Origin of the sequence: Pseudomonas sp. FeS53a, assembly GCF_000931385.1 — a bacterium.
In the GTDB taxonomy this organism is placed as follows: domain Bacteria; phylum Pseudomonadota; class Gammaproteobacteria; order Pseudomonadales; family Pseudomonadaceae; genus Metapseudomonas; species Metapseudomonas otitidis.
Window position 1 is genome coordinate 1 of record NZ_JYFT01000050.1, and the last position, 24168, is coordinate 24168.

General features: G+C 67.0%; 23 protein-coding genes. 7 read left to right on the plus strand and 16 right to left on the minus strand.

Annotation, left to right across the window (positions count from 1 at the left end; all coding sequences use genetic code 11):
- Positions 1-214 precede the first annotated feature (214 nt).
- Positions 215-1126 (plus strand): alpha/beta fold hydrolase, encoded by a 912-nt coding sequence (locus tag SZ55_RS14360; protein WP_044407196.1) that lies wholly within the window; start codon positions 215-217, stop codon positions 1124-1126.
- 11 nt (positions 1127-1137) lie between these two features.
- On the opposite strand, the gene SZ55_RS14365 is transcribed toward SZ55_RS14360, so the two are convergent.
- Together SZ55_RS14365 and SZ55_RS14370 are read right to left on the minus strand one after the other, a co-directional pair.
- Positions 1138-1455 carry a DMT family transporter gene (locus SZ55_RS14365; protein WP_044407199.1) on the minus strand — a complete coding sequence of 106 codons (318 nt, stop codon included), beginning with the start codon at positions 1453-1455 and terminating at the stop codon, positions 1138-1140.
- Positions 1456-1465: 10 nt separating this feature from the next.
- Positions 1466-2104, minus strand: a complete 639-nt coding sequence (locus SZ55_RS14370) for an FMN-dependent NADH-azoreductase (RefSeq protein WP_044407201.1) — start codon at positions 2102-2104, stop codon at positions 1466-1468.
- A gap of 137 nt (positions 2105-2241) precedes the next feature.
- Here SZ55_RS14370 and SZ55_RS14375 point away from each other — a divergent pair, with 137 nt between their 5' ends.
- Positions 2242-3141, plus strand: a complete 900-nt coding sequence (locus SZ55_RS14375; protein WP_044407202.1) for a LysR substrate-binding domain-containing protein — start codon at positions 2242-2244, stop codon at positions 3139-3141.
- Between the two features lie 115 nt (positions 3142-3256).
- On the opposite strand, the gene putP is transcribed toward SZ55_RS14375, so the two are convergent.
- The 3 genes from putP to SZ55_RS14390 form a co-directional block, all read right to left on the minus strand.
- Positions 3257-4750, minus strand: coding sequence for a sodium/proline symporter PutP (gene putP, locus SZ55_RS14380; protein ID WP_044407203.1), 1494 nt, complete (start codon positions 4748-4750; stop codon positions 3257-3259).
- Between the two features lie 577 nt (positions 4751-5327).
- On the minus strand, positions 5328-7367 hold the full coding sequence (locus SZ55_RS14385) for a TonB-dependent receptor (protein ID WP_044407204.1): 2040 nt from the start codon (positions 7365-7367) through the stop codon (positions 5328-5330).
- A gap of 181 nt (positions 7368-7548) precedes the next feature.
- Positions 7549-8301: an AraC family transcriptional regulator gene (locus SZ55_RS14390; RefSeq protein ID WP_044407205.1), complete on the minus strand. Its 753-nt coding sequence runs from the start codon at positions 8299-8301 to the stop codon at positions 7549-7551.
- A gap of 163 nt (positions 8302-8464) precedes the next feature.
- On the opposite strand from SZ55_RS14390, the gene lon reads away from it, so the two are divergent.
- From lon to cmoB, 5 genes are all read left to right on the plus strand, one after another.
- Positions 8465-10861, plus strand: a complete 2397-nt coding sequence (lon, locus tag SZ55_RS14395) for an endopeptidase La (protein ID WP_044407206.1) — start codon at positions 8465-8467, stop codon at positions 10859-10861.
- A gap of 76 nt (positions 10862-10937) precedes the next feature.
- Positions 10938-11330 carry a protease inhibitor I42 family protein gene (locus SZ55_RS14400; protein ID WP_442963699.1) on the plus strand — a complete coding sequence of 131 codons (393 nt, stop codon included), beginning with the start codon at positions 10938-10940 and terminating at the stop codon, positions 11328-11330.
- Between the two features lie 94 nt (positions 11331-11424).
- Positions 11425-12078: a lysoplasmalogenase gene (locus SZ55_RS14405; RefSeq protein WP_044407208.1), complete on the plus strand. Its 654-nt coding sequence runs from the start codon at positions 11425-11427 to the stop codon at positions 12076-12078.
- A 65-nt stretch (positions 12079-12143) separates the two neighbouring features.
- On the plus strand, positions 12144-12887 hold the full coding sequence (gene cmoA / locus SZ55_RS14410) for a carboxy-S-adenosyl-L-methionine synthase CmoA (RefSeq protein ID WP_044407209.1): 744 nt from the start codon (positions 12144-12146) through the stop codon (positions 12885-12887).
- Complete coding sequence (gene cmoB / locus SZ55_RS14415; protein WP_044407211.1) at positions 12884-13852, plus strand: tRNA 5-methoxyuridine(34)/uridine 5-oxyacetic acid(34) synthase CmoB; 969 nt, start codon at positions 12884-12886, stop codon at positions 13850-13852. The genes cmoA and cmoB overlap by 4 nt, the downstream gene beginning before the upstream one ends.
- 115 nt (positions 13853-13967) lie before the next feature.
- On the opposite strand, the gene pdxJ is transcribed toward cmoB, so the two are convergent.
- From pdxJ to rpoE, 11 genes are all read right to left on the minus strand, one after another.
- Positions 13968-14717 carry a pyridoxine 5'-phosphate synthase gene (gene pdxJ, locus SZ55_RS14420; RefSeq protein ID WP_044407213.1) on the minus strand — a complete coding sequence of 250 codons (750 nt, stop codon included), beginning with the start codon at positions 14715-14717 and terminating at the stop codon, positions 13968-13970.
- Positions 14710-15414 (minus strand): DNA repair protein RecO, encoded by a 705-nt coding sequence (gene recO / locus SZ55_RS14425; RefSeq protein WP_044407215.1) that lies wholly within the window; start codon positions 15412-15414, stop codon positions 14710-14712. The genes pdxJ and recO overlap by 8 nt, the downstream gene beginning before the upstream one ends.
- 6 nt (positions 15415-15420) lie before the next feature.
- Positions 15421-16323 carry a GTPase Era gene (era, locus tag SZ55_RS14430; RefSeq protein ID WP_044407217.1) on the minus strand — a complete coding sequence of 301 codons (903 nt, stop codon included), beginning with the start codon at positions 16321-16323 and terminating at the stop codon, positions 15421-15423.
- Positions 16316-17005 (minus strand): ribonuclease III, encoded by a 690-nt coding sequence (gene rnc, locus SZ55_RS14435; protein ID WP_044407219.1) that lies wholly within the window; start codon positions 17003-17005, stop codon positions 16316-16318. The genes era and rnc overlap by 8 nt, the downstream gene beginning before the upstream one ends.
- Entirely contained in the window at positions 17002-17379 is a 378-nt protein-coding gene (locus SZ55_RS14440) for a DUF4845 domain-containing protein (protein WP_044407221.1), read from the minus strand. Before SZ55_RS14440 ends, rnc begins: the two co-directional genes overlap by 4 nt.
- A gap of 108 nt (positions 17380-17487) precedes the next feature.
- Positions 17488-18342, minus strand: a complete 855-nt coding sequence (lepB, locus tag SZ55_RS14445; RefSeq protein ID WP_044407223.1) for a signal peptidase I — start codon at positions 18340-18342, stop codon at positions 17488-17490.
- 5 nt (positions 18343-18347) lie between these two features.
- The gene (gene lepA, locus SZ55_RS14450; RefSeq protein ID WP_044407226.1) at positions 18348-20147 is read right to left on the minus strand and encodes a translation elongation factor 4; all 1800 of its coding nucleotides are present in this window, start codon (positions 20145-20147) and stop codon (positions 18348-18350) included.
- A 151-nt stretch (positions 20148-20298) separates the two neighbouring features.
- Positions 20299-21717: a DegQ family serine endoprotease gene (locus SZ55_RS14455; protein ID WP_044407227.1), complete on the minus strand. Its 1419-nt coding sequence runs from the start codon at positions 21715-21717 to the stop codon at positions 20299-20301.
- Positions 21718-21925: 208 nt separating this feature from the next.
- A complete protein-coding gene (locus SZ55_RS14460; protein WP_044407229.1) occupies positions 21926-22882 on the minus strand; it encodes a MucB/RseB C-terminal domain-containing protein in 957 nt (318 codons plus the stop codon).
- 9 nt (positions 22883-22891) lie between these two features.
- Positions 22892-23473 carry an RseA family anti-sigma factor gene (locus tag SZ55_RS14465; RefSeq protein ID WP_044407232.1) on the minus strand — a complete coding sequence of 194 codons (582 nt, stop codon included), beginning with the start codon at positions 23471-23473 and terminating at the stop codon, positions 22892-22894.
- 32 nt (positions 23474-23505) lie between these two features.
- Complete coding sequence (gene rpoE, locus SZ55_RS14470; protein ID WP_044407234.1) at positions 23506-24087, minus strand: RNA polymerase sigma factor RpoE; 582 nt, start codon at positions 24085-24087, stop codon at positions 23506-23508.
- Between the last annotated feature and the right edge of the window lie 81 nt (positions 24088-24168).

Below are 24168 nucleotides of genomic sequence, written 5' to 3' on the forward strand. Positions count from 1 at the left end.
CCATCCTATGGCTGGACTTGCTGCCGCCCCTTCCCGCCCGGCACCTCGCAGAAGCGCGCAAAGCCAGGTACGGCAAGGCCTTCAGGCGGGCGGTAACGGGGTAACGCTGCGGGCGCGGCAACTGGCCAGGCGCCGGCGTCTCACTGACAATCCGTGACATCGCCTGATGTCACGATCCGTGCCCCAGGCCCACCTCACGCCCGGGAGCACGCCCATGAACGCACCGCTCAACCTTGAACCCCAGCGCACCCTCGTCCAGGGCGATGGCGTGCGCCTGGCCACCTACCAATGGGGCAACGCCCAGGGCCCGGTGCTGCTGCTGGTGCACGGCTACCCCGACAACCACCGGGTCTGGCTGCCGCTGGTGCGCGAACTGGCCGCCGACTACCGGATCATCGCCTACGACGTGCGCGGCGCCGGTGACTCCGAAGCGCCCCGGCGGGTGCGGGACTACCGCCTGGTGCACCTGGCCAACGACCTCGAAGCGGTGATCCGCGCCCACAGCCCGGACCGCCCGGTGCACCTGGTGGCCCATGACTGGGGCTCGATCCAGAGCTGGGAGGCGGTGACCGATCCGCGCTTCGAGCCGCTGCTGGCCTCCTACACCAGCCTCTCCGGGCCCTGCCTGGACCATGTCGGCCACTGGATGCGCGCCCGCTTCGGGCGCCTCGCCCCACGCGGCTGGCTGCAGGCGCTCGGGCAACTGGCCAGCTCCTGGTACATCGCCTTCTTCCAGACGCCCTGGCTGCCGGAACTGTGCTGGCGGCTGGGCCTGGCGCGCGCCTGGCCGGCCGTGATGCGGCAGATGGAGCGCATCCGCGGGCCGGAGCGCAACCCGCACCAGTTGGCCGACGGCCAGCACGGGGTGAAGCTCTATCGCGCCAACTTCATGCCGCGCCTGTTCGCCGCTCGCCAACGCCCCACCCGGGTGCCGGTGCAACTGGTGGTGCAGACCCGTGACCGCTACATGCGACCCCAGTTGTTCGACGGCCTGGAACGCTGGGTCCCGGACCTGCTGCGGCGCGAGGTGGACGCCGGCCACTGGCAGTTGCTGGCCCGTCCGGGTCGCCTGGCGGCCTGGTTGCGGGCCTTCGTCGAGGCGAAGGAACACGACGCCGGGCGCTGAGCGCCCGGCTCTCAAGCCGCGCCGCCCTTCAGGCCGGCCACGCCCGCCACGATCAGCACCACCGACAGCCCCTTCACCGGCGTGAAGGACTCCCCCAGCAGCACCACGCCGAGGATGACGGTGCCGAGGCTGCCGATGGCCGTCCACACCGGGTAGGCGACGCTCACCGGCAGCACGCGCATCGACAGGGTCAGGAAGTAGATGCCGGCGACAGCGGCCACGATCACCAAGGCGCTGGGCAGCGGCCGGGTGAAGCCCTCCGCGTACTTCATGCCCATGGCGAAGAGCACCTCGAAGACGGCGGCGACCAGCAGGTATGTCCAGGCCATGGCGGGCACCTCAGAACACCTCGGCCAGTTCGACCAGGGCACGCTCGGCGCGCTGGTAGGATTGCTCGAAGGCCGCGCCGCCGAACTCGTCGTTCTCCACCGCCACCACCGTCACGTCGCTGATGCCGATGTAGCCCAATACCGTGCGCAGGTAGGTATCGGCATGGTTCATGTGGGCGTTGGCACCGCCCGGCCCGTAGCCATGGTCACCCCGGGTGGTGATGACCAGCGCCTTGCGCCCCAGCACCAGCGGCGTATAGGGGTTGCCCGGCCGCCCCGGATCGAAGTCGAAGGTGCGGCGGATGCGCACGATCTGGTCGATCCAGGCCTTGACCCCGCTGGGCACGCCGAAGTTGTACATCGGGGCGGAGATCACCAGGCGATCAGCGGCCAGCAACTCATCCACCAACTGGTCGCTCAAGGCCAGGTCGGCTTTCATCACCTCGCTGCGACTCTCCGGCTCGGGGTGGAAGGCGGCGGCGATCCAGCCTTCGGTCAGCGGGGCGATGGGGGCTCGTCCCACCTCCCGTCGCACCACCTGGCGCTCGCTGCGCTGTGCCTGCCAGGCGGCAAGGAAGGTCTCCTGCAGGCGGCGCGAGTGGGAGCGCTCGCCACGGGGGCTGCCTTGGATGGAAAGAATTCGGCTCATCTCTGACTCCTGGGTGCAGTGGGCTCATCGAGGCCGGTGACCGGCCCTGGAACAGGCACTAAGCTAGGTTTCGCCGCATTCGCGGACAAATGAGCGTTAGTTCATCGAGATGAATCCATTTCACTCATGGAGATTGCATGTTCGCCAACCTGCCCCTCACCGCACTGCGCACCTTCGAATCCGCCGCGCGCCAGCTGAGCTTCAAGGCGGCCGCCGAGGAGCTGGCGGTGACGCCGACGGCGGTCTCCCACCAGATCCGCAGCCTGGAGGGCTGGCTCGGCGTGCCGCTGTTCGAGCGCCGGCCCCGCTGCGTGCGGCTGACCGCTTGCGGCCAGCAGCTGTTCGGCAGCCTGCACGGCGCCCTGCTGGATGTGAGCCAGACCCTCGATCACCTGCGGCCCCAGCCCAGCAGCGGCCAGCTGACGATCTCCACCACCCCGGCCTTTGCCGCGCTGTGGCTGATCCCTCGCCTGGGGCGTTTCTACGCCGAGTACCCGGCGATCCGCCTGCGCCTGGATACCAGCAACACCCTGGTGGACCTGCACCAGGACGCGAGCATCGACCTGGTGATCCGCTACGGCACCACGCATTACCCCAGCCTGCACAGCCAGTGCCTGCTGGATGAACGCTTCGGCGTCTACGGCGCGCCCGCGCTGGTGGACAACCTGGGCAGCCAGGTGCCCACGCTGATCACCATCCGCTGGCGCAGCCCACAGCTCTACGAGCTGGGCTGGAAGGCCTGGTGCCAGGCTGCCGGCGCACAGCACCTGCTGGAAAGCGCGCCACAGCGCGAGTACGACGAGGAGCACTACGCCCTGCAAGCCGCCATCGCCGGCCAGGGGTTGGTGCTGGCGAGTTCGATCCTGGTGTCCGAAAGCATCGCCAGCGGGCTGCTGGTGCCCTACCGCCCCGAGGTCAGCGTCGAGGGCGCCGGTTACTCCACCCTGTGCGTGCCGGGCCGCGAGCGTCACCCTCCGGTCAAGGCGTTTTCCGACTGGTTGGGCCGGGAAGCGGGGGCCGTACCGCCTCCGGCCTGAAGCCGATGCCCGTGGCGCAGGCATAAAAAAAACGGCCCAGGTCGGGGAGGACGTGGGCCGTTGAGGCGCTATCGCAATCGTCAGGCGGGGTCTGTGCCCCGCTGGAGGACGCCGGTCAGGCGCTGGCGTCCTGGTATTCCTTCTCGGCGGCGTCGAAGCGCTTGATCATCGAATCCGACGGCGCGGCGCCGATGCGGCTGAAGATCAGGATGCCGAGGGTGGCGAGGATGAAGCCCGGGATGATTTCGTACAGGCCGGTCCAGCCGAAGAAGTTCTTCCACAGGATCACGGTGACAGCGCCCAGCACCATGCCCGCCAGGGCACCGTTGCGGGTCATGCCCTTCCACACCAGGGAGAGGATCACCACCGGGCCGAAGGCAGCGCCGAAGCCGGCCCAGGCGTAGGACACCAGGCCCAGCACCTTGCTCTCGGGGTTGGAGGCGATGGCGATGGCGATCACGGCCACCAGCAGCACCATGGCGCGGCCGACCCAGACCAGTTCGTTCTGGCTGGCGTTCTTGCGGAAGAAGGCCTTGTAGAAGTCTTCGGTCAGGGCGCTGGAGCACACCAGCAGCTGGCAGCTCAGGGTGGACATCACGGCCGCCAGGATAGCGGACAGCAGCACGCCGGCCACCCAGGGGTTGAACAGCAGCTTGGCCAGCTCGATGAACACGCGTTCGGGGTTGGCGGTGACCGGGCCGGCCACGTCCGGGTGAGCGGAGAAGTAGGCGATGCCGAAGAAACCGACGGCAACCGCGCCGCCCAGGCAGGCGATCATCCAGGTCATGGAGATGCGGCGGGCGTTGGGGATGGACTTGACCGAGTCAGCGGCCATGAAGCGCGCCAGGATGTGCGGCTGGCCGAAGTAGCCCAGGCCCCAGGCCATCAGCGAGATCACACCGATGAAGGTGGCGCCCTTGAGCATGTCGAAGTGGGCGGCGTCCTGCAGTTCGATGGCGGCGAAGGTCGGATCGATGCCGCCGTTGATCATCATCACCACGACCGGGGTGAGGATCAGGGCGAAGATCATCAGGGTCGCCTGCACGGTGTCGGTCCAGCTCACCGCCAGGAAGCCACCGATGAAGGTGTAGGCGATGGTGGCAGCGGCGCCGGCCCACAGCGCGGTCCCGTAGGACAGGCCGAAGGTGCTTTCGAACAGGCGGGCACCGGCGACGATGCCGGAAGCGCAGTAGATGGTGAAGAACACCAGGATCACCACGGCGGAGAAGATGCGCAGGATGCGGCTGTGGTCTTCGAAGCGGTTGGTGAAGAAGTCCGGCAGGGTCAGGGCGTTGCCGTTGTGCTCGGTCTGCACGCGCAGGCGGCCGGCCACCAGCAGCCAGTTGAGGTAGGCGCCGACGATCAGGCCGATGGCGATCCAGGCCTCGGACAGGCCGGAGAGGTAGATGGCGCCGGGCAGGCCCATCAGCAGCCAGCCGCTCATGTCGGAAGCACCAGCGGACAGCGCGGTGACGAAGCTGCCGAGGCTGCGGCCCCCGAGGATGTAGTCGGACAGGTTGTTGGTGGAACGGTAGGCGGCCAGGCCGATCAGTACCATGGCGGCGATATAGATCACGAACGTGATCAGCATCGGGTTGCTGAGTGTCATGGGGTCTCCCCTGCTCGTTTGTTGTTATTCGGGAGCTGAGGGTGGTCTGCTCCCGTGGTGATTGTTTGGCGACCGCGCGTGGCGATGACCGCTTGGCTTCTCGACCCTGTCGGCCAATAGCCGATTCACGTCCGATCGAACTTCAAGCGAGGCGATCCGGCCCCACCCGTCATCGAAGGCCCTGCTCATGGGGAGCGGCCCTCGCGAACATGTACAGAAATACCTGGCCTCTTGGCTGACGCAACGTCCGCCCAGGACGGTGCGTGGATTAACCGCTGCGGGGTGCCGGGCAGCCACCTCATCAGGACATGGGGCCCGTTCGGGTACAGCGCCTGCACGTGGAAAGGCGTGATTCCCGGGTGCGCTACCCGTTGGTCTTCATGACCATCGCGTTGGATTCAGTACAGCCCAAACCGTCGATGAAGGCGGGCTGAAAATCAGGAAGCGTGGAATGTAGAGAGGTGGCACCTCGACTTTCTTACACAATCCTCTGATTTCATTTCCGGATAGTCCGATAAAGGGAACTTTCTGCCAAAAGGTGCAACCGGCTACTCGTCAGAGCAGCCGGCACTTTGGCTCAGAAAGCCAGGCGCACGCCCATGGTCAGGTTGCGCCCAGGGAGTAGCACCTCGTCCTTGATGAAGGAGCTGTGGTTGCGCCCTTCGGCATCCAGCAGGTTGCTCCCCTTGAGGTAGAGCTCGTAGTCGGCCATCTCCAGCTTGCCGGTGTAGGTCAGCGCGGCACCGAGCATGTTGTAGCCGCCGGTACGGGTCTCGTAGTCGGCGAGCTGGTCCTGGCGCTGCACGCGGTAGAACTCCAGCTGCCCGGCGAGGGCCGGTGCCAGGCGCTGATCGAGGCGGATACCCAGGCGATCGGCCGGGATGCGCGGCAGGTCCCCGCCGCCGCTGCGCAGGCGGCCACGCACGCGGTCGCCGAAGAGCGTGACGTCGGTGTCATCGCTGAAGCGATAGCCCAGCTCGCCCTCGGCGCCGGTCAGCACGGCATCCTGCTGGCGGTACTGGATCTCGCGCATCTCGCCGCCGATGTCGCGCCCGGTGTCCGCCGCGTAGATGAAGTCATCGATCTGGTTGCGGTAGACGCTGAGGCTGAAGTGGGTGCGGCCGGCGAACTTGCGCAGGGTCAGTTCGACGTTCCGCGAGGTTTCCTCGCTCAGGTTCGGGTCCCCCAGCTCGACGGTACGGGTCGCGGCGTGGGGGCCGTTGGCGTACAGCTCTTCGGCGGTGGGCAGGCGCTGGGAGCGGGACAGGGAGAAGCCGAGGGAGTATTCCGGCGCAAAGGTCCAGACCGCCCCGGCGGACACGGAGGTGCCGCGGTGCTGGCGGCTGCGCTCCCCGCGCGCGGAGATATCCTGCCACTCGTGGCGCAGGCCCAGCTCGTAGCGCCAGTCATCCCAGGTGTACTCCTCCAGCAGGAACAGGCCGTGGTTGCGGGTCAGGCTCGGCGGCACATAGGCCTCTTCGCCCAGGGCCTGGAAATCCCGGCGCGAGCTCTGCCCGCCCAGCACGCCACGCCAGCCGAACAGCGGTGCGTGGGTCAGCTCCAGGCGGGAGTCGTAGGCCTTGTTCTTGAAGGTGGTCGCGGCCACCCCGCCTTCCATCTCCTCGTGCTGGTAGTCGCTGTAGCCCCCTCGTACACGGGCCAGCTCGAAGCCCGGTAGCGGGTCGCTGTACTCACCGCGCACGTCCCAGCGCTTCTGCTTCATGTCGATGTAGGGCAGCCCGCCCTCCTCGTGGTCGTCGTGGGCATGGCCGTGCCCGTGGGCGCCGCAATGCCAGTCGCGCGGGCCATGGGTGTGGCAGTGGGCATGTTCGTGGGCGAGCAGGCCGTAGCGATTGTTCTGCTCGGTGTAGGCCAGGCCCAGGTAGCCGCGATCCCCTATCCAGCTGCCGCCCAGGGTGGCGCTGTCGGTGTCGTTGTAGGCCCCGGTCTGCTTCGAGGAGCGCGGGTCGCCGGCCGCACCGGGGATGTCGTAGGCGTTGGCCTGGCGCTTGAGCCCCTCGATGCGCCAGGCGAACGGGCCGGTGCCGATCGTCAGGCCACCGGCCCCGAGGCCCTCGTCGGCCACGGTGTTGCCGCGCAGCTCCAGCTCGCCTTCGTAGCCCTTCTCGGGGAGCGCGACGGGAATCTTCTTGTCGATCACGTTCACCACCCCGCCGATGGCGCCGCCGCCATACAACAGGGTGGCGGGGCCCTTCAGCACTTCAACGCGTTCCACCAGCAACGGCTCGATCGCCACGGCGTGGTCCGGGCTGACGGTGGACGCATCCAGCGTGTCCACGCCGTCGCTCAGGACCCGCACCCGCGCGCCGTCCAGCCCACGGATCACCGGGCGGCTGGCGCCGGGGCCGAAGCTGCTGGCATGCACCCCGGGCAGGCCGTCGAGCGTCTCGCCGAGGGTCGCCTCGCGGCGCAGGCGCAGGGCGTCGCCTTCCAGCACCTCGGCGGGGGTCGTCATGTCGCGGGTTGCGGTGGACAGGGCGCTGGCGCGCACCACGCTGGGCTCCAGCGCCAGGGGCGATTCGGCTTCGGCTGCCAGGGCCGCCGGCCCGGAGAACAGGGCTATGGCCAGGGCGAGTGGAGAGCGGATCGGTTTCATCATGGGGTCCTCGAATAGTCGTCGGCGCGCCACCTTGCGCGCCTGTCAGGCGGATGGACGTGCGACGCAGGCAGGCTGCGTCGGGCCGCCACTATAAAGCGTTATAACGTAACAAATAAGAGCGAATCGCATTGGCCGGCAATTCACTGACAAAGGCTTTGGAACGGGCCTTACGGCCCTGTCAGGCGTGGTCGCGCAGTCGCTTCGGCGTCAGACCCAGGTGGCGGCGCATGGCGGTGGTCAGTGCGCTCTGGCTGGAGAAGCCGCATTCCTCGGCGATGCGCACCAGGGCGAGGTCGCTTTCGCGCAGCAGGCGGGAGGCGCGGTCGAGGCGAGCGCGCAGCAGGTACTGGTGGGGCGTCAGGCCGACGCTGTCCTTGAACAGGGCGTGGAAATGGCTGGGGCTGAGGCAGGCCACCTGGGCCAGCTCGGCCACGCTGATGCGCCGGGCCAGGTTGTCGGCGATGTAGGCATCCAGCGGCTCCAGGTCGAGGCCCTGGTTGCTGCGCCGCCCACGCTCGCCGAACAGCCGCAGGTACAGCGCGCGCAGCAGGACACCGCCCAGGGCACGGGCCAGCAGCGGGTCGTCGCCGTAGCGCTGCAGCTCGGCACCGGCGTAGCTCAGCAGGTGCTGGAAGTCGGCGTCGAGGTCGGGGAAGCGGGGGATGTCGAACAGGCGCTGGAGCAGCTCGCGGTCCTCGCTGGCGGCCTCCGGCGCGTTGAGGTCGAGGATCAGCATGCGGTTGTCGCCGCAGCCGGCGAAGACATGCTCGGTGGTGCCCGGCACCACGCAGGCGCGCATGCGGCACACCTCGCCACCGCGGCCACCCACTTCAAAAGCGGCGCGGCCAGCCAGGGACATCACCAGTTGATGGTGGTCATGGGCATGGGCGTGGGCCTGTTCATCCAGGCGTTGCAGGCGGGCGACGAGCATGGCAGGGGTTGCTCAAAATTTGCGCATTTTAAACAAGCGGCGCTCGCCTGCCCAGCACCACCGGGCAGGCCCCGCTTCGACGTGCCGGTTGAAAAGCCTTCGGAGCCGCCCCATCTAGCCTGCATGCCCCACCCCAAGCCCATTCGTTTCCATCAGGTGCCCAATGAGCGATCAGGAGATCCACGCCACTCTCGTCGATGACACCAGTGCCACCAGTACGGGCCTGGCGCTGCCCGGCCAGACGCTGCCGGACACCGTGTACGTCATCCCCATCCACAACCGCCCGTTCTTCCCGGCGCAGGTGCTGCCGGTGATCGTCGAGGAGGAGCCCTGGGCAGAAACCCTGGAGCTGGTGGCCAAGACCAACCACCACAGCCTGGCGCTGTTCTTCGTCGACAGCCCGCCGGGTGACCCGCGCCATTTCGACCCCAGCACCCTGCCCGAGCACGGCACCCTGGTGCGGGTGCACCACGCCACCCGCGAGGGCGGCAAGCTGCAGTTCGTGGCCCAGGGCCTGTCGCGGGTGCGCATCCGTGGCTGGCTCAAGCGCCACCGCCCGCCCTACCTGGTGGAGGTGGACTACCCGCGCCCGCAATCCGACCCGCGCGACGAGGTGAAGGCCTACGGCATGGCGCTGATCAATGCCATCAAGGAGCTGCTGCCGCTCAACCCGCTGTACAGCGAGGAGCTGAAGAACTACCTGAACCGCTTCAGCCCCAACGACCCGTCGCCGCTCACCGACTTCGCCGCCGCCCTCACCACCGCACCGGCCACCGACCTGCAGGAGGTGCTGGACACCATCCCCGTGCTCAAGCGCATGGAGAAGGTGCTGCCGATGCTGCGCAAGGAAGTCGAGGTGGCCCGCCTGCAGAGCGAGCTGTCGGCGGAGGTGAACCGCAAGATCGGCAAGCACCAGCGGGAGTTCTTCCTCAAGGAGCAGCTGAAGCTGATCCAGCAGGAGCTGGGCATCACCAAGGACGACCGCAGCGCCGACGCCGAGCAGTTCCACCAGCGCCTGGAGGGCAAGACCCTGCCGGAGCAGGCGAAGAAGCGCATCGACGAGGAGCTGAACAAGCTGTCGATCCTGGAGACCGGCTCCCCCGAGTACGCGGTGACCCGCAACTACCTGGACTGGGCCACGGCCCTGCCCTGGGGCGTGTACGGCAAGGACCGGCTGGACCTCAAGCACGCGCGCCAGGTGCTGGACCGCCACCACGCGGGCCTCGACGACATCAAGAACCGCATCCTCGAATTCCTCGCCGTCGGCGCCTTCAAGGGCGAGATCGCCGGCTCCATCGTGCTGCTGGTGGGCCCGCCCGGCGTCGGCAAGACCAGCATCGGCAAGTCCATCGCCGAGTCCCTGGGCCGCCCCTTCTACCGCTTCAGCGTCGGCGGCATGCGTGACGAGGCCGAGATCAAGGGCCACCGTCGCACCTACATCGGCGCCCTGCCCGGCAAGCTGGTGCAGGCGCTGAAGGAAGTGGAGGTGATGAACCCGGTGATCATGCTCGACGAGATCGACAAGCTCGGTGCCAGCTACCAGGGCGACCCCGCTTCGGCCCTGCTGGAGACCCTCGACCCGGAGCAGAACGTCGAGTTCCTCGACCACTACCTGGACCTGCGCCTGGACCTGTCCAAGGTGCTGTTCGTGTGCACCGCCAACACCCTGGATTCGATCCCGGGCCCGCTGCTGGACCGCATGGAGGTGATCCGCCTGTCCGGCTACATCACCGAGGAAAAGCACGCCATCGCCAAGCGCCACCTGTGGCCGCGCCTGCTGGAGCGCACCGGGGTGCCGAAGCAGCGCCTGGCCATCACCGACGCTGCGCTCACCGCGGTGATCGAAGGGTATGCGCGGGAGTCCGGCGTCCGCCAGCTGGAGAAGCAGCTGGGCAAGATCATCCGCAAGTCGGTGGTGCGCCTGCTGGAGGAGCCCGAGGCGAAGATCCGCATCGGCAACAAGGACCTGGAGCCGCTGCTGGGCACGCCGCCCTTCCGCAAGGAGCAGGTGCTGGCGGGCAAGGGCGTGATCACCGGGCTGGCCTGGACCAGCATGGGTGGCGCCACCCTGCCCATCGAAGCCACCCGCATCCACACCCTCAACCGGGGCTTCAAGCTCACCGGCCAGCTGGGTGACGTGATGAAGGAGTCGGCCGAGATCGCCTACAGCTACGTGAGTTCGCACCTCAAGCAGTTCGGCGGCGACCCGACCTTCTTCGACCAGGCCTTCGTGCACCTTCACGTACCGGAAGGCGCCACGCCCAAGGACGGCCCCAGCGCCGGCATCACCATGGCCAGCGCCCTGCTGTCCCTGGCCCGCGACCAGGCGCCGAAGAAGGGCGTGGCCATGACCGGCGAGCTGACCCTAACTGGCCAGGTGCTGCCGATCGGCGGTGTGCGTGAGAAGGTCATCGCCGCGCGGCGGCAGAAACTCCACGAGCTGATCCTCCCCGAAGCCAACCGGGGTGCCTACGAGGAACTGCCGGACTACCTGCGCGAGGGCATGACGGTGCACTTCGCCAAGCGCTTCTCGGATGTCGCCAAGGTGCTCTTCGGCTGAACCCGCGGTGCCTACCCAGGGGCCGGAGCAGCGGATATGCTGCACCGGCCCTTGAACGATGGAGCCGTCCATGCGCCTGAATCCCCTCCCCCGCCTGCTGCTGCCCGGCGCCCTCGCCCTGCTGGCCGGCTGCGCCCACGAGTCGACCACCCTGCTGGTGCAGGAACAGGACCGCTGCCCCCTGGAGCTGGACAAGGGCCAGACCCTGGTACTGACCCTGCCGAGCAACCCCACCACCGGCTTCCGCTGGGTGGTGAAGGACGCCGCGCCCGGCGTGCTGCACAGCCTCGGCCCGGAGGTCTACAACGCCCCCGAGGACGCCGGCCTGGTCGGCGGCGCCGGGGAATCCACCTGGCGCTTCAGCGCCGCCCAGCCGGGCGACGGCCGCCTGCTGCTGGTCTACCAGCGCCCCTGGGAAACCGACGTCGCCCCGGAGCAGACCTTCGACTGCCCCGTCCACGTGGAGTGACGGCGCAATCGGCGAGCCGCCCTGGCGCACGACGCCTGGCGGCCCGACCGGATGCTGAAGCAAAGTGCGCCCTCCCCTTCGATGGAGCGGCCCCATGCCTGCCCTGCTGATCGGCCTGACCGGCGCCTGCGCCTTCCTCATCGGCCGTGCACTCGACCTGCCCTGGCTGTGCTTCGCCAGCAAGCCGCTGCCGGTCATCGCCCTGATGCTCTGGCTGCGGGATGCACCGGCCGGCGCCTACCGCAACCGCGTCGCCCTCGGCCTGGCGTTGTGCCTGCTGGGGGATGTGCTGCTGCAATGGCCCGGCGACCTGTTCGTCCCCGGCCTGGCGGCGTTCCTGCTGGGCCACCTGTGCTACATCGCCGCCTACCTGAGCGACAGCCGCCGCCTGGCGCCACTCGCCCTGGTGGCCTGCCTGGTCTATGGCGGCGCCATGTTCGCCCTGCTCGGCAGCGGCGGCCTGGGGCCCCTGGCGCTGCCCGTGGCGCTCTACGCCCTGACCATCAGCACCATGCTCTGGCGCGCCCTGGCCCGCACCGGCGAGACCGGGATAGCGCGCGGGTCGGTGCTGGCCGCCGTGGCCGGGGCGTTGTGCTTCGTGGTCTCGGACAGCCTGCTGGGCATCGCGCGCTTCGTCGGCAGTTTCCCCGGTGACGGCTACGCCATCATCCTCAGCTACTGGCTCGGCCAATGGGGCATCACCGCCTCGGCGCGGTTCAAGGCGGGCACGGCCGCCAACCCGACGTAGCGGCATTTGGGGCGGCGGGCAGTCTTGGCTAGAATGCCGCCCTTTCCAACTGCTGGTACCGGCCCGTGAAGCAACAACCCGACCGCATCTACGCCACGCCCCAGGCCCAGGTGGCCGACTTCGCCTTCAACGAGGACGTGGTCCGGGTCTTCCCGGACATGATCAAGCGCTCGGTGCCGGGCTACCCCACCATCGTCGAGAACATCGGCGTGCTGGCCGCGCAGTTCGCCCAGCCCAACACCCCGCTCTACGACCTGGGCAGCTCCCTCGGCGCCGTGACCCAGGCCCTGCGCCGCCACGTGAAGACCGAAGGCTGCCGGGTGATCGCGGTGGACAACTCCAGCGCCATGGTGGCGCGCTGCCGGGAGTACCTGCACGCCCAGGACGCGATGTTTCAGGAGCTGCTGCCGGTGGAGGTGCTGGAGGCGGACATCCTCGCCCTGGAATTCCAGCCCACCAGCCTGGTGGCGCTGAACTTCACCCTGCAATTCGTCCCCCGCGAGCGCCGCCAGGAACTGCTGGGGCGCATCCGCCAGGCCCTGTTGCCGGGTGGGGCGCTGATCCTCTCGGAGAAGCTGCGCTTCGAGGACGCCGGGGCCCACGCGCTGCTCACCGACCTGCACATCGCCTTCAAGCGCGCCAATGGCTACAGCGAGCTGGAAATCGCCCAGAAGCGCAGCGCCCTGGAGAACGTCATGCACCCGGACAGCCTGGAGGAACACCGCGAGCGTCTGCTCGCCGCCGGCTTCTCCAAGGTGGTGCCCTGGTTCCAGTGCCTCAACTTCGCCTCGCTGATCGCCCTGCCATGATCCGCACCCTCGACCTCGACAGCCTGCAACAGCAACTGGCCGGCACCCGCCTGCAGGACTGGGCCGCCGACCTGCCGGCGCAACTAGACGCCAAGCTGGCCGTCGGCCACGGCGACCTGGAGCGCTGGGGAGCGGCCGTCAACGCCCTCCCCGCGCTGCAACCGCAGCAGGTGGAGCTGGCCCAGCGCTTCCTGCTGGACGGCCCCTGCGACGAGGCCACCCGGGCCCAACTGAAAGCGGCCTTGCAAGGGCTGATTCCCTGGCGCAAGGGGCCGTTCGAGCTGTTCGGCGTGCATGTCGACACCGAGTGGCGCTCGGACTGGAAATGGGCGCGCGTCTCGCCCCACCTGGACCTCGTCGGCAAGCGGGTGCTGGATGTGGGCTGCGGCAACGGCTACTACCAGTGGCGCATGCTCGGCGCTGGCGCCGACTGCGTGGTGGGCGTGGACCCGAACTGGCTGTTCTTCTGCCAGTTCCTCGCCATGAAGCGTTTCCTGCCCGACCTCCCCGCCTGGCACCTGCCCCTGGCCCTGGAGGAGCTGCCGGCGAAGCTGGAAGGCTTCGACACGGTGTTCTCCATGGGCGTGCTGTACCACCGGCGCTCGCCCATCGATCACCTGTACGACCTGAAGGACTGCCTGGCGCGCGGCGGCGAACTGGTGCTGGAAACCCTGGTGGTGGAAGGCGATGCCCAGCAGGTGCTGGTGCCCGAGGACCGCTACGCGCAGATGCGCAACGTGTGGTTCCTGCCGTCGGTGCCGGCGCTGGAGCTGTGGCTGCGCCGCGCCGGCTACGTGGATGTGCGTTGCGTGGACGTGAGCGTCACCAGCGTGGAGGAACAGCGCAGCACGGAGTGGATGCGCTTCCAGTCGTTGCCCGAGTTCCTCGACCCGGCCGACCACAGCCGCACCGTCGAAGGCCTCCCCGCCCCCGCTCGCGCGGTGATCGTCGCCCGCAAGCCCTGAACCGCAACCCGGCTTCAGCCCGGGAACGCCCGCCACAAACGAACCGGCCTACCCGTGCACCACGGGTAGGCCGGCGTTTCATCAGGGGCTCAGCGAGTGGTGACCCTGGCCTGCGTCAGACGCGCGACGCCTGCGCCCCCTGGATCAGCTGCTTCATCTCCACCACCGCCTGCTTGAAGCCGACGAACAGCGCGTGGGCCACCAGGGCGTGGCCGATGTTCAGCTCGTTGATGCCGGGGATCGCCGCCACCGGCTCGACGTTGTGGTAGTGCAGACCATGACCGGCATTGACCACCAGGCCGAGCTTGAGGCCCAGGGCAACGCCCTCACGGATGCGCTGCAGCTCCTGCTCGGCTTCCTCCGGGGTGTGGGCATCGGCGTAACGGCCGGTGTGCAGCTCGATAGCCGGCGCACCGACGCGGTGGGCGGCCTGGATCTGCAACGGGTCGGCGTCGATGAACAGCGAAACCTCACTGCCGAGCTTGGCCAGGCGCTCGACGGCGGCCTGGATGCGCGCCTCCTGGCCGGCCACGTCGAGGCCGCCTTCGGTGGTCAGCTCCTGGCGGGTTTCCGGCACCAGGCAGATGTGCTCGGGGCGGATTTCCTCGGCGAAGGCCATCATCGGCTCGGTGACGCCCATCTCGAAGTTCATGCGGGTCTGCAGAACCTCCTTGAGCACGCGCACGTCGCGCTCCTGGATGTGCCGACGGTCTTCGCGCAGGTGCACGGTGATGCCGTCGGCGCCAGCTTCCTCGGCGTCCAGGGCGGCCTTGACCGGGTCGGGGTAACGGGTCCCCCGGGCCTGGCGCAGGGTGGCGACGTGGTCGATGTTCACGCCGAGCAGTACACGGTTGGCTTCAGTCACGGGCAGGTTCCTTGATCGTCATGAAGAGTTCGCGGCTGGCCAGTGGCCGGCCACCGAGGTGAGGGGCCAGGGCCTGGCGCATCAGCCGCTTGGCCGCGGCCAGGGCCCCCGGCGCCGACCAGTCGGCCTCGGCCAGGGCCAGCAGCTCGGCGCCCTGGAAGAGGCCGGGTTGCAGGTGACCCACCGGCTCCAGGCCGGCGTCGGGCAGCAGGCGGTAGATGCCGTCGACGGCGATGGGCGCGCCGTGCAGGTCGATGTCCAGGGCGAAACCGTAGCCCAGCTCGTCCAGCAGCCGCCACTCGAAGGCGCGCAGCAGCGGCTCCAGCGGGCGGTTGGCGGCAAGGGCCTGGAGGGTCACGGCGTAATGCTGGAACAGGTCGGGGTGAGGCGCTTCCGCCGGCAGCAGGCGCACCAGCAGCTCATTGAGGTAGAGCCCGCTGAACAGGGCTTCGCCGGTGAGGAAATGCGGGATGCCCGCGCCTTCGAGCCGGCCGATGTTCTTCAGCTCGCTGCGGCCGCGCAGTTCCACTTCGAGGGGGACGAAAGGCCGGGCCAGAGTGCCGGCCTTGCCACGGGCGCCGCGCAACACTGCGCGCAGGCGCCCATCGGGGGTGAACAGGTCCACCAGCGCACTGCTTTCGCGGTAGGCCCGGCTGTGCAGGACAAAGGCCGGTACCGCCTGCGCGGGTGTCTGCATGGCGGGTCAGAGGTCGTTGTAGCCCAGGGAGCGCAGAGCCCGCTCGTCGTCGGACCAGCCGCCCTTCACCTTGACCCAGAGGTTGAGCATGACCTTGGAGTCGAACATGACCTCCATGTCCTTGCGCGCGTCCTGGCCAATGCGCTTGATGCGCTCGCCACCGTCGCCAATGATGATTTTCTTCTGCCCGTCGCGTTCGACGAGGATCAGCGCATGGATGTGCAACGTGCGCCCATCGTGCTTGAACTCCTCGATCTCGACGGTGATCTGGTAGGGCAGCTCGGCACCCAGCTGGCGCATGATCTTCTCCCGCACCAGTTCGGCGGCGAGGAAGCGGCTGCTGCGGTCGGTGATCTGGTCTTCCGGGAAGAAGTGCTCGTTTTCCGGGAGGTTGTCCGCCACCAGGCGCTCCAGGGCATCGAGGTTGTGGCCGTGCTGGGCGGAGATCGGCACGATCTCGGCCTTGGGCAGTTGCTCCTGCAGCCAGGTCAGGTGCGGCAGCAGCTCGGACTTCTCTTCCAGGCGGTCGGTCTTGTTCACGGCGATGATCACCGGGCCCTGCACGTACTGGACGCGCTCGAGCACCATCTGGTCCTCGTCGGTCCAACGGGTGCGGTCCACCACGAACACCACCACGTCGACGTCCTTGAGGGCAGCGGCGGCGGATTTGTTCATGTAGCGGTTGAGCGCTTTCTCGTTGTTCTTGTGCAGGCCGGGGGTGTCGACGTAGACCGCCTGCACCGCGCCTTCGGTCTTGATGCCGAGCATGGTGTGGCGGGTGGTCTGGGGCTTGCGGGAGGTGATCGCCAGCTTCTGCCCGAGGATGTGGTTGAGCAGGGTGGACTTGCCCACGTTGGGGCGTCCGACGATGGCCACGTAGCCGCAGCGGGAGGTTTCGAGATCAGTCATGGCCATTCTCCACGCCCAGGGCGACCAGGGCGGCGGCCGCAGCCACCTGCTCGGCGATGCGCCGGCTGGCCCCTTGGCCACGGGTCTTGTCGTTCAGCAGGGTGATGTCGCACTCGACGAAAAAGGTGCGGCAGTGCGGTTCACCCTGGATATCCACCACTTCGTAGCGGGGCAGTTCGCAGGCCCGGGACTGCAGGAATTCCTGCAGGCGGGTCTTGGGGTCCTTGTTGGTGTCCACCAGGGTCAGGCTTTCCAGCTCGTTCTCCAGCCACGCCAGGACCCGTTCACGGGCCCTGTCCATGCCTGCATCGAGGTAGATGGCACCGATCAGCGCCTCCAGGGCATCCGCCAGGATCGATTCGCGGCGGAAGCCACCACTCTTCAGCTCCCCGGAACCCAGGCGCAGGTATTCGCCCAGTTCGAAACCCCGTGCCAGCAGGGCCAGGGTCTCGCCCTTCACCAGCCGCGCGCGCAGCCGTGAGAGCTGCCCCTCACGGGCTTGGGGAAAGCGCTCGTAGAGGGCCTCGCCCGCGACGAAGTTGAGCACGGCGTCACCCAGGAACTCCAGGCGCTCATTGTTGCGCCCGGCGTAGCTGCGGTGGGTGAGGGCCAGGGTCATCAGACCCTGGTCGTTGAAGGTATGGCCGAGCTGGCGCTCGAGACGGCTGAGGGATGCGCTCACGGGACTCTTACACGGAATTCTTTGTCGAAATGGACCACCAGGTCGAGGTTCTCGATCAGCGGCTCTCGCTTCTCGTACTTCAGGGTGGCGTAGAAGTCGTTGTTTTCCAGCTTCACGTCCAGCGCCTTGTCCAGATCGATGTCACGGATGCTGTTGACCTGCATACCCTTGCGCACATAGTCCCTGAAGTCAGCCGGAGTGCTGATGCCCTGCCCCTTTTCGTTCTCCACGGACGTGATCAGCTTTTCCAGCGCGTAGTAGTCCATGTAGTGGGGAATGATCTTGAAGGCGGTGCTGGCGAGGAAGGCGACGATGGCCAGGACCACCATCCAACCCAGGAGCGAAAGGCCGCGCTGCGAGCGTGCGAACGTCATGTTGACCTCAATGTCGGTTGTTGTTCGGGCCGGCCGGCCCGTCGCAAGACTATATATAGCGGGCGGCGCCGTCGTGAACAGCGCCGCAAAAGCGAAAACCCGGGTCGGTCAGTGGATCAGGCCGACGCGGGAGAAGTTCGGCAGGCTGCGCAGCTTCGGGTCCGGCCAGCTCATCCAAACGGCAAAGGCCTTGCCGACGATGTTGCGGTCCGGAACCATGCCCAGCAGGTCGCGGGGGATGTTCGGGTCGTTCCAGTAGCGGCTGTCGTTCGAGTTGTCGCGGTTGTCGCCCATCATGAAGTAGTGCCCCTCCGGGACTACCCACTCCTTGCCGGGCTCCATGAGGTTGCGGCGCATTTCCTTGCGGATCATGTGCTCGACCTCGCCCAGCTTCTCCTGGTAAAGACGCGCGCTGCCCAGGGTGCCGGGCTCGTCGCCCACCAGCGTCTCGGCCACCAGTTGGCCGTTGACGGTGAGGCGCTTGTCATTGCTGTAGGCGATGCGATCACCCGGCAGGCCGATGACGCGCTTGATGTAGTTGACGTTCGGGTCGCTGGGGTAGCGGAACACCATCACATCGCCGCGCTGCGGGTCACCCACTTCGATCACCTTGGTGTCCAGCACCGGCAGGCGGATGCCGTAGGCGAACTTGTTCACCAGGATGAAATCGCCCACTTCCAGCGTCGGCTTCATCGAGCCGGACGGGATCTGGAACGGCTCCACCAGGAACGAACGCAGCACCAGCACGATGGCCAGCACTGGGAAGAACGACTTGCCGTACTCGACCAGCAGGGGCTCCTTGCCGAGCTTTTCCAGCACTGCCGGATCGGGCTCGCCGACCTGCCCCTGGTAGGTGGCGATCGCAGTGCGCCGGCGAGGCGCCAGCAGGACCAGATCGAGGAGCGCGAGCACGCCGCAGACCGCCACGGCGATAACCAACAAGAGCGGGAAATTGATCGACATAGACCCTAGCTATCCACTTTGAGAACAGCGAGGAAGGCTTCCTGCGGGATTTCCACGCTGCCTACCTGCTTCATCCGTTTCTTACCGGCCTTCTGCTTCTCCAGCAGCTTCTTCTTACGGCTGACGTCGCCGCCGTAGCACTTGGCCAGAACGTTCTTCCTGAGTGCCTTGACGGTCGTCCGTGCGACGATCTGGCCGCCGATGGCGGCCTGAATGGCGACGTCGAACATCTGTCGAGGAATCAGGTCCTTCATCTTCTCGGTCAACGCACGGCCCTTGTAGTGGGCCTGCTCGCGGTGAACGATCAGTGCCAGCGCATCGACCTTCTCGCCGTTGATCAGTACGTCCAGGCGGACGAGGTTGGCGGGCTCGAAGCGGTCGAAGCTGTAGTCCAGCGAGGCGTAGCCACGGCTCACCGACTTCAGGCGGTCGAAGAAGTCCAGCACCACCTCGTTCATCGGCAGGTCGTAGCAGACCTGAACCTGGGAACTGAGGAACTGCATGTCGCGCTGCACGCCACGCTTCTCGATGCACAGGGTGATGACGTTGCCCAGGTGCTCCTGGGGCACCAGGATGTTGGCGCGCACGATGGGCTCGCGCATCTCCTGGATGGACGCCAGGTCCGGCAGCTTGGACGGGTTGTCGACGTAGACGGTCTCGCCGCTCTTCAGGACGATCTCGAAGACCACGGTCGGGGCGGTGGTGATCAGGTCCAGGTCGTATTCGCGCTCCAGGCGCTCCTGGATGATCTCCATGTGCAGCATGCCGAGGAAGCCGATGCGGAAGCCGAAGCCCAGGGCCTCGGAGCTTTCCGGCTCGTACTGCAGCGCGGCGTCGTTCAGGGTCAGCTTCTGCAGGGCCTCGCGGAAGTCCTCGAAGTCATCGGAGCTGACCGGGAACAGGCCGGCATAGACCTGCGGCTTGATGCGCTGGAAGCCGGGCAGCACGTCCACGTCCGGGGTATTGGACAGGGTCAGGGTGTCGCCCACCGGCGCGCCGTGGATGTCCTTGATGCCGGCGATGATGAAGCCCACTTCGCCGGCCTTGAGGTCTGCGGTCTCGGTATGCTTGGGGGTGAAGACGCCGACGCTGTCCACCTGGTGGACCTTGCCGGTGGACTTCACCAGGATCTTGTCGCCCTTCTTCACCCGGCCATGCTTGACCCGCACCAGCGAGACCACGCCCAGGTAGTTGTCGAACCAGGAGTCGATGATCAGCGCCTGCAGCGGCGCCTCGATCTCGCCTTCGGGCGGCGGGATCACCTTGACCAGCTGCTCCAGCACCTCGATCACGCCCATGCCGCTCTTGGCGCTGCAGGGCACGGCGTCCGTGGCGTCGATGCCGATGATGTGCTCGATCTCGTCCTTGACCCGCTCCGGCTCGGCCTGGGGCAGGTCCATCTTGTTCAGCACGGGCATCACTTCCAGGCCCTGCTCGATGGCGGTGTAGCAGTTGGCCACGGACTGGGCCTCGACGCCCTGCCCCGCATCCACCACCAGCAGCGCGCCTTCGCAGGCAGCCAGTGAGCGGCTCACCTCGTAGGTGAAGTCCACGTGGCCGGGGGTGTCGATGAAGTTCAGCTGGTAGGTCCGGCCGTCCTGCGCCTTGTAGTGCAGGGTGACGCTGTGGGCCTTGATGGTGATGCCGCGCTCACGCTCCAGGTCCATGGAGTCGAGCACCTGGGCCTCCATTTCGCGATCGGAAAGGCCACCACAGAGCTGGATGAAGCGATCCGCCAGGGTCGACTTGCCATGGTCGATGTGGGCGATGATGGAAAAGTTGCGGATATGACTCAGGTCACTCACGGGATCGACACTCGAAAAAAGCCGCAAGCCGGTTGCTTGCCGAAAAATAGCCGGGGAGTTTACCTGATCGCCATCATGGGCGTCACGCACGACCGACGGGCCCCGCCCATGAAAAAGGGCGACCTGGGCCGCCCTTTTTCAGTGCATCGGATCACTCCGACAATTTGAAGGTGATGAAGCTCGCGCGACCCTGGCGCAGCACACGCATGGACACCGAACGGTTCTTCGGCAGTTCCTTGGCGATCTTGGCGAAGGTCTGCACCGAATCGATGGCCTGGTTGTTCAGGTGGGTGATCACGTCGCCCGGGCGCAAGCCCATCAGCGCAGCCGGTCCATCCTGGATCTCGCGGATGACCACGCCACCCTTGATGTCCAGCGCCTTCTGCTGTTCCTCGGAGAGGCCGGCCACCAGCACGCCCAGACGGTTGCTGCTGCGCTCGGCACCCGAGGACTCGCCGGCACCGGCCAGCTCCTCACCGTCCTCCGGCAGCGCACCGATGCTCAGGGACAGGCTCTTGCGATTGCCATCGCGGACGATGCCCAGGTCGATCTTGGTACCCGGCTTCAGCCCGCCCACCAGATGCGGCAGGTCAGCGGACATGACGATGGGCTGGCCGTTCATGCTGAGGATGACGTCACCCACTTGCAGGCCGCCCTTGGCAGCGGGGCCGTTCTCCAGCACCTGGGCCACCAGCGCACCGGCCGGCTTGTCGAGACCGAAGGATTCGGCGAGGTCCTTGTTGACCTCCTGGATCACCACGCCCAGCCAGCCGCGGTTGACCTTGCCGTTGGCCTTGAGCTGGTCGGCCACGCTCATCGCCACGTCGATCGGGATGGCGAAGGACAGGCCCATGAAGCCGCCGGAGCGGGTGAAGATCTGCGAGTTGATGCCGACCACTTCACCATCCAGGTTGAACAGCGGGCCACCGGAGTTACCCGGGTTGATCGCCACGTCGGTCTGGATGAACGGCACGTAGCTCTCGTTGGGCAGGCTGCGGCCCTTGGCGCTGACGATGCCGGCGGTCACCGAGTGATCGAAGCCGAACGGCGAACCGATGGCCAGCACCCAGCTACCCACCTTCAGCGCGTCGGACTTGCCGAGCTTGACGATGGGCAGGTCCTTGCCTTCCACCTTCAGCAGGGCCACGTCAGTGCGGGCATCGGCGCCAATGAGCTTGGCTTCCAGTTCGCTGCGGTCGGACAGGCGCACGATGATCTCATCGGCGTCCGCCACCACATGGTTGTTGGTCAGGATGTAGCCGTCCTTGGAGATGATGAAGCCGGAACCCAGGGACTGCGCTTCGCGCTGGCGACCGCCCTGGCCGCGGGGCGCCTGGGGCATGCTGCGCTCGAAGAACTCCCGCAGCATCGGCGGCAGGCCCTCCAGGTCCGGCATCTGGTTGGCGACAGCGCGCTCGGGCAGCTTCTGTCGCGTACTGATGTTGACCACGGCGGGGGACGCCTGCTCCACCAGCGGGGTGAAGTCAGGCAGTTCGGCACGCGCCACGAGGGTTTGTCCGAGCAGCAGCAGCGCCGCCACGGCGGACATGCAGGATTTCATGCTTAGCATCGACATACAGCTCCCGTCATTACACGAGGAATTTGAACCCACCGAGCGCCCTGGGGCGGGGCAGGCAAACGCAAATCGGGCCGGAAGCGAGGCCTCCAGCCCGATAGAACATTGCACAACTTGGGACACGAATCGATGGCAGATTGCCACCGATTGCTGACCTCCGTTCGAGCAGGAGGCCCAGCGCTGCCGCCCGTGCGCCCCTCAATTACTGGGGCGCCGGACCGCCAGCGGAACCCGCCGAACGCATAGACAACGCGACGCGCTCCGCAGTTCCCACAGGAATTTCACCCACGACGGTGACCATCACATCCCCGTCTGCCGTGCTCAGTCGGCGGGATACCGCCACCGTGGGCCCTAGCTCGTAGGGCACGATGTCCTCCACCCGCGCGCCGTGCAGCGGCTCAAGGAAGACCGAGAAGCGCGCCAGGCCATCGCCATACAGCAGGCAGGCCACGGTATCGGATGACGCCGGGCTGCGGCGCTGGGTCGAACTGGAGAGACTGAAGCCTGGGGGCAACCAATCGGAGCGCCAGCCACTGGCCTGCTCCGCCGGTGCCTCGGAGAAGCTCACCGACTGGCAATCGGCCCCCGGCTGAAGCTCGGCATCGTCCGGGCGGACCGTTTCGAGCTGGGTGAACTGGAAGCGCTCCAGCAGCCCCCCCTTGTCATTGAGCATCAGTGATTTGAGCGGCAGGCCGGTCTCGCGATCCAGGTGAAGCTCGAAGCCATAGCGGTGCTGGTCACGCGGCACCAGACTCAAGACCACGGCAGGACGCCCGGCAACACGGGATTCCCCCACCACGCTGATCTCGTAGGACTTGGTGATCTGCGCCGCATCCAGGTCGCGCGCGGGCCACAGCTGGCCACCCATCTGGTCGGCAAGGGCGCCACTGACACACTGCGTCCTGCCGTCCACCCGCACGACCTCCTGGGCCGGGCCATCGAGCTGCTGCAGGCGCTCACGTACCTGGCCGGCATCAACCCGATGCCAGACCTGGTGGGTGGAAAAACTGCCGCTGCGTTCGTAGACGAATGTTCCCTGGAAATTCTGCTGCTGCTCGGCCTGGGCAATACGCTTCAGCCAATCCTGGGGTTCGGCGGCGTGGGCGGCCTGAGCCAGCCATCCGCCGCCGAGCAGCAAGAAGAGTGGTAGTGCGCGCATGGATACTGCTCAGCGGCTCTCCAGACTGGCAGCGCGTGCATAGGGCAGCGCGCTCTCGGAGCCGCTCATGGCGGCCTGTTGGGCGTGCTGGCGCAGGTAGGCCGGCAGGCGCTGGTCATGCCAGCCCGACGGCGCAGCCGAACCTTGCGGCAGTACACGCGGGGACTCGACGCTGTAACCCGCCAGTACCGCATCCTTGTTGGCCTGGGGCGCAGTGATCAGGGGCTGCACGCCACCTTGCTGGGCCAGTTGGCGGGCGCCCACCTCGTCCTGGTTGTACAGGCGCACACCGGCCAGCACAGCGACAGTCACCGATGCAGCGACTGCCAGGCGACCCAGGGTCCGCCAGGGACCCTTGGTAGCGGCAGCCGGCGCAGCCTCTTCCGCCAGCGCTGCGGATACCGCCGCCGCAATGTCGAGACGGGGCTCGAGCAGCTCCTTGTGCATCACGGCACGGGCTATCTGGTAGCGCGACCACGTGGCACGGATCTCCTCATCACCGCTGGAGGCGAGCACTCGGCGCAACTCCAGTTCATCCGCTTCGTTATCCATCACCGCGGACAGCGATTCATGCAGGGCTTCACGACTCATGGCGATTCCTCTCTATTGCTGTCGCCGCTGTCTCAGGATTCCTGCAGCAAGGGCTGCAGGGCTTTATCGATCGCTTCTCGCGCCCTGAAAATACGCGAGCGAACCGTACCAACCGGACACTGCATGACGCTGGCGATGTCCTCGTAACTCAGACCATCGAATTCACGCAACGTCAGCGCCGTACGCAAATCCTCGGGCAACTGCTGGATGGTTCGATGGACAGTACCTTCGATCTCGTCCCGCAGCAGCGAGCGCTCGGGCGATTCGTTGTCCTTGAGGGCATGATCGCCATCGTAGAACTCCGCATCCTCCGCACTCACATCACTATCCGGAGGACGTCGACCACGCGCCACCAGATGGTTCTTCGCCGTGTTGATGGCGATGCGGTACAGCCAGGTATAGAAAGCACTGTCACCGCGAAAATTACCGAGCGCACGATACGCCTTGATGAAGGCTTCCTGAGCGACATCCTGAGCTTCCTGGGTGTCGTGCACGAACCGCACGATCAACCCGAGGATCTTGTGCTGATACTTCAACACCAAGAGATCGAAAGCCCTCTTATCGCCTCGCTGCACCCGCTCGACCAGTTGCTGATCCTGTTCCTGGGTTAGCATGGATACTCCTCGTTGGAGCTCGAGGGGCACCGCGCCGCCCAGTGGATCGGCTTGCCAAGATAGACTCGGGCGTTACGCAAA

Coding starts and splice junctions, on each gene's coding strand:
- SZ55_RS14360 (WP_044407196.1), top strand. CDS start 215: ATGAACGCACCGCTCAACCTTGAACCCCAGCGCACCCTCGTCCAGGGC.
- SZ55_RS14365 (WP_044407199.1), bottom strand. CDS start 1,455: ATGGCCTGGACATACCTGCTGGTCGCCGCCGTCTTCGAGGTGCTCTTC.
- SZ55_RS14370 (WP_044407201.1), bottom strand. CDS start 2,104: ATGAGCCGAATTCTTTCCATCCAAGGCAGCCCCCGTGGCGAGCGCTCC.
- SZ55_RS14375 (WP_044407202.1), top strand. CDS start 2,242: ATGTTCGCCAACCTGCCCCTCACCGCACTGCGCACCTTCGAATCCGCC.
- putP (WP_044407203.1), bottom strand. CDS start 4,750: ATGACACTCAGCAACCCGATGCTGATCACGTTCGTGATCTATATCGCC.
- SZ55_RS14385 (WP_044407204.1), bottom strand. CDS start 7,367: ATGAAACCGATCCGCTCTCCACTCGCCCTGGCCATAGCCCTGTTCTCC.
- SZ55_RS14390 (WP_044407205.1), bottom strand. CDS start 8,301: ATGCTCGTCGCCCGCCTGCAACGCCTGGATGAACAGGCCCACGCCCAT.
- lon (WP_044407206.1), top strand. CDS start 8,465: ATGAGCGATCAGGAGATCCACGCCACTCTCGTCGATGACACCAGTGCC.
- SZ55_RS14405 (WP_044407208.1), top strand. CDS start 11,425: ATGCCTGCCCTGCTGATCGGCCTGACCGGCGCCTGCGCCTTCCTCATC.
- cmoB (WP_044407211.1), top strand. CDS start 12,884: ATGATCCGCACCCTCGACCTCGACAGCCTGCAACAGCAACTGGCCGGC.
- recO (WP_044407215.1), bottom strand. CDS start 15,414: ATGCAGACACCCGCGCAGGCGGTACCGGCCTTTGTCCTGCACAGCCGG.
- era (WP_044407217.1), bottom strand. CDS start 16,323: ATGACTGATCTCGAAACCTCCCGCTGCGGCTACGTGGCCATCGTCGGA.
- SZ55_RS14440 (WP_044407221.1), bottom strand. CDS start 17,379: ATGACGTTCGCACGCTCGCAGCGCGGCCTTTCGCTCCTGGGTTGGATG.
- lepB (WP_044407223.1), bottom strand. CDS start 18,342: ATGTCGATCAATTTCCCGCTCTTGTTGGTTATCGCCGTGGCGGTCTGC.
- SZ55_RS14455 (WP_044407227.1), bottom strand. CDS start 21,717: ATGCTAAGCATGAAATCCTGCATGTCCGCCGTGGCGGCGCTGCTGCTG.
- SZ55_RS14460 (WP_044407229.1), bottom strand. CDS start 22,882: ATGCGCGCACTACCACTCTTCTTGCTGCTCGGCGGCGGATGGCTGGCT.
- SZ55_RS14465 (WP_044407232.1), bottom strand. CDS start 23,473: ATGAGTCGTGAAGCCCTGCATGAATCGCTGTCCGCGGTGATGGATAAC.
- rpoE (WP_044407234.1), bottom strand. CDS start 24,087: ATGCTAACCCAGGAACAGGATCAGCAACTGGTCGAGCGGGTGCAGCGA.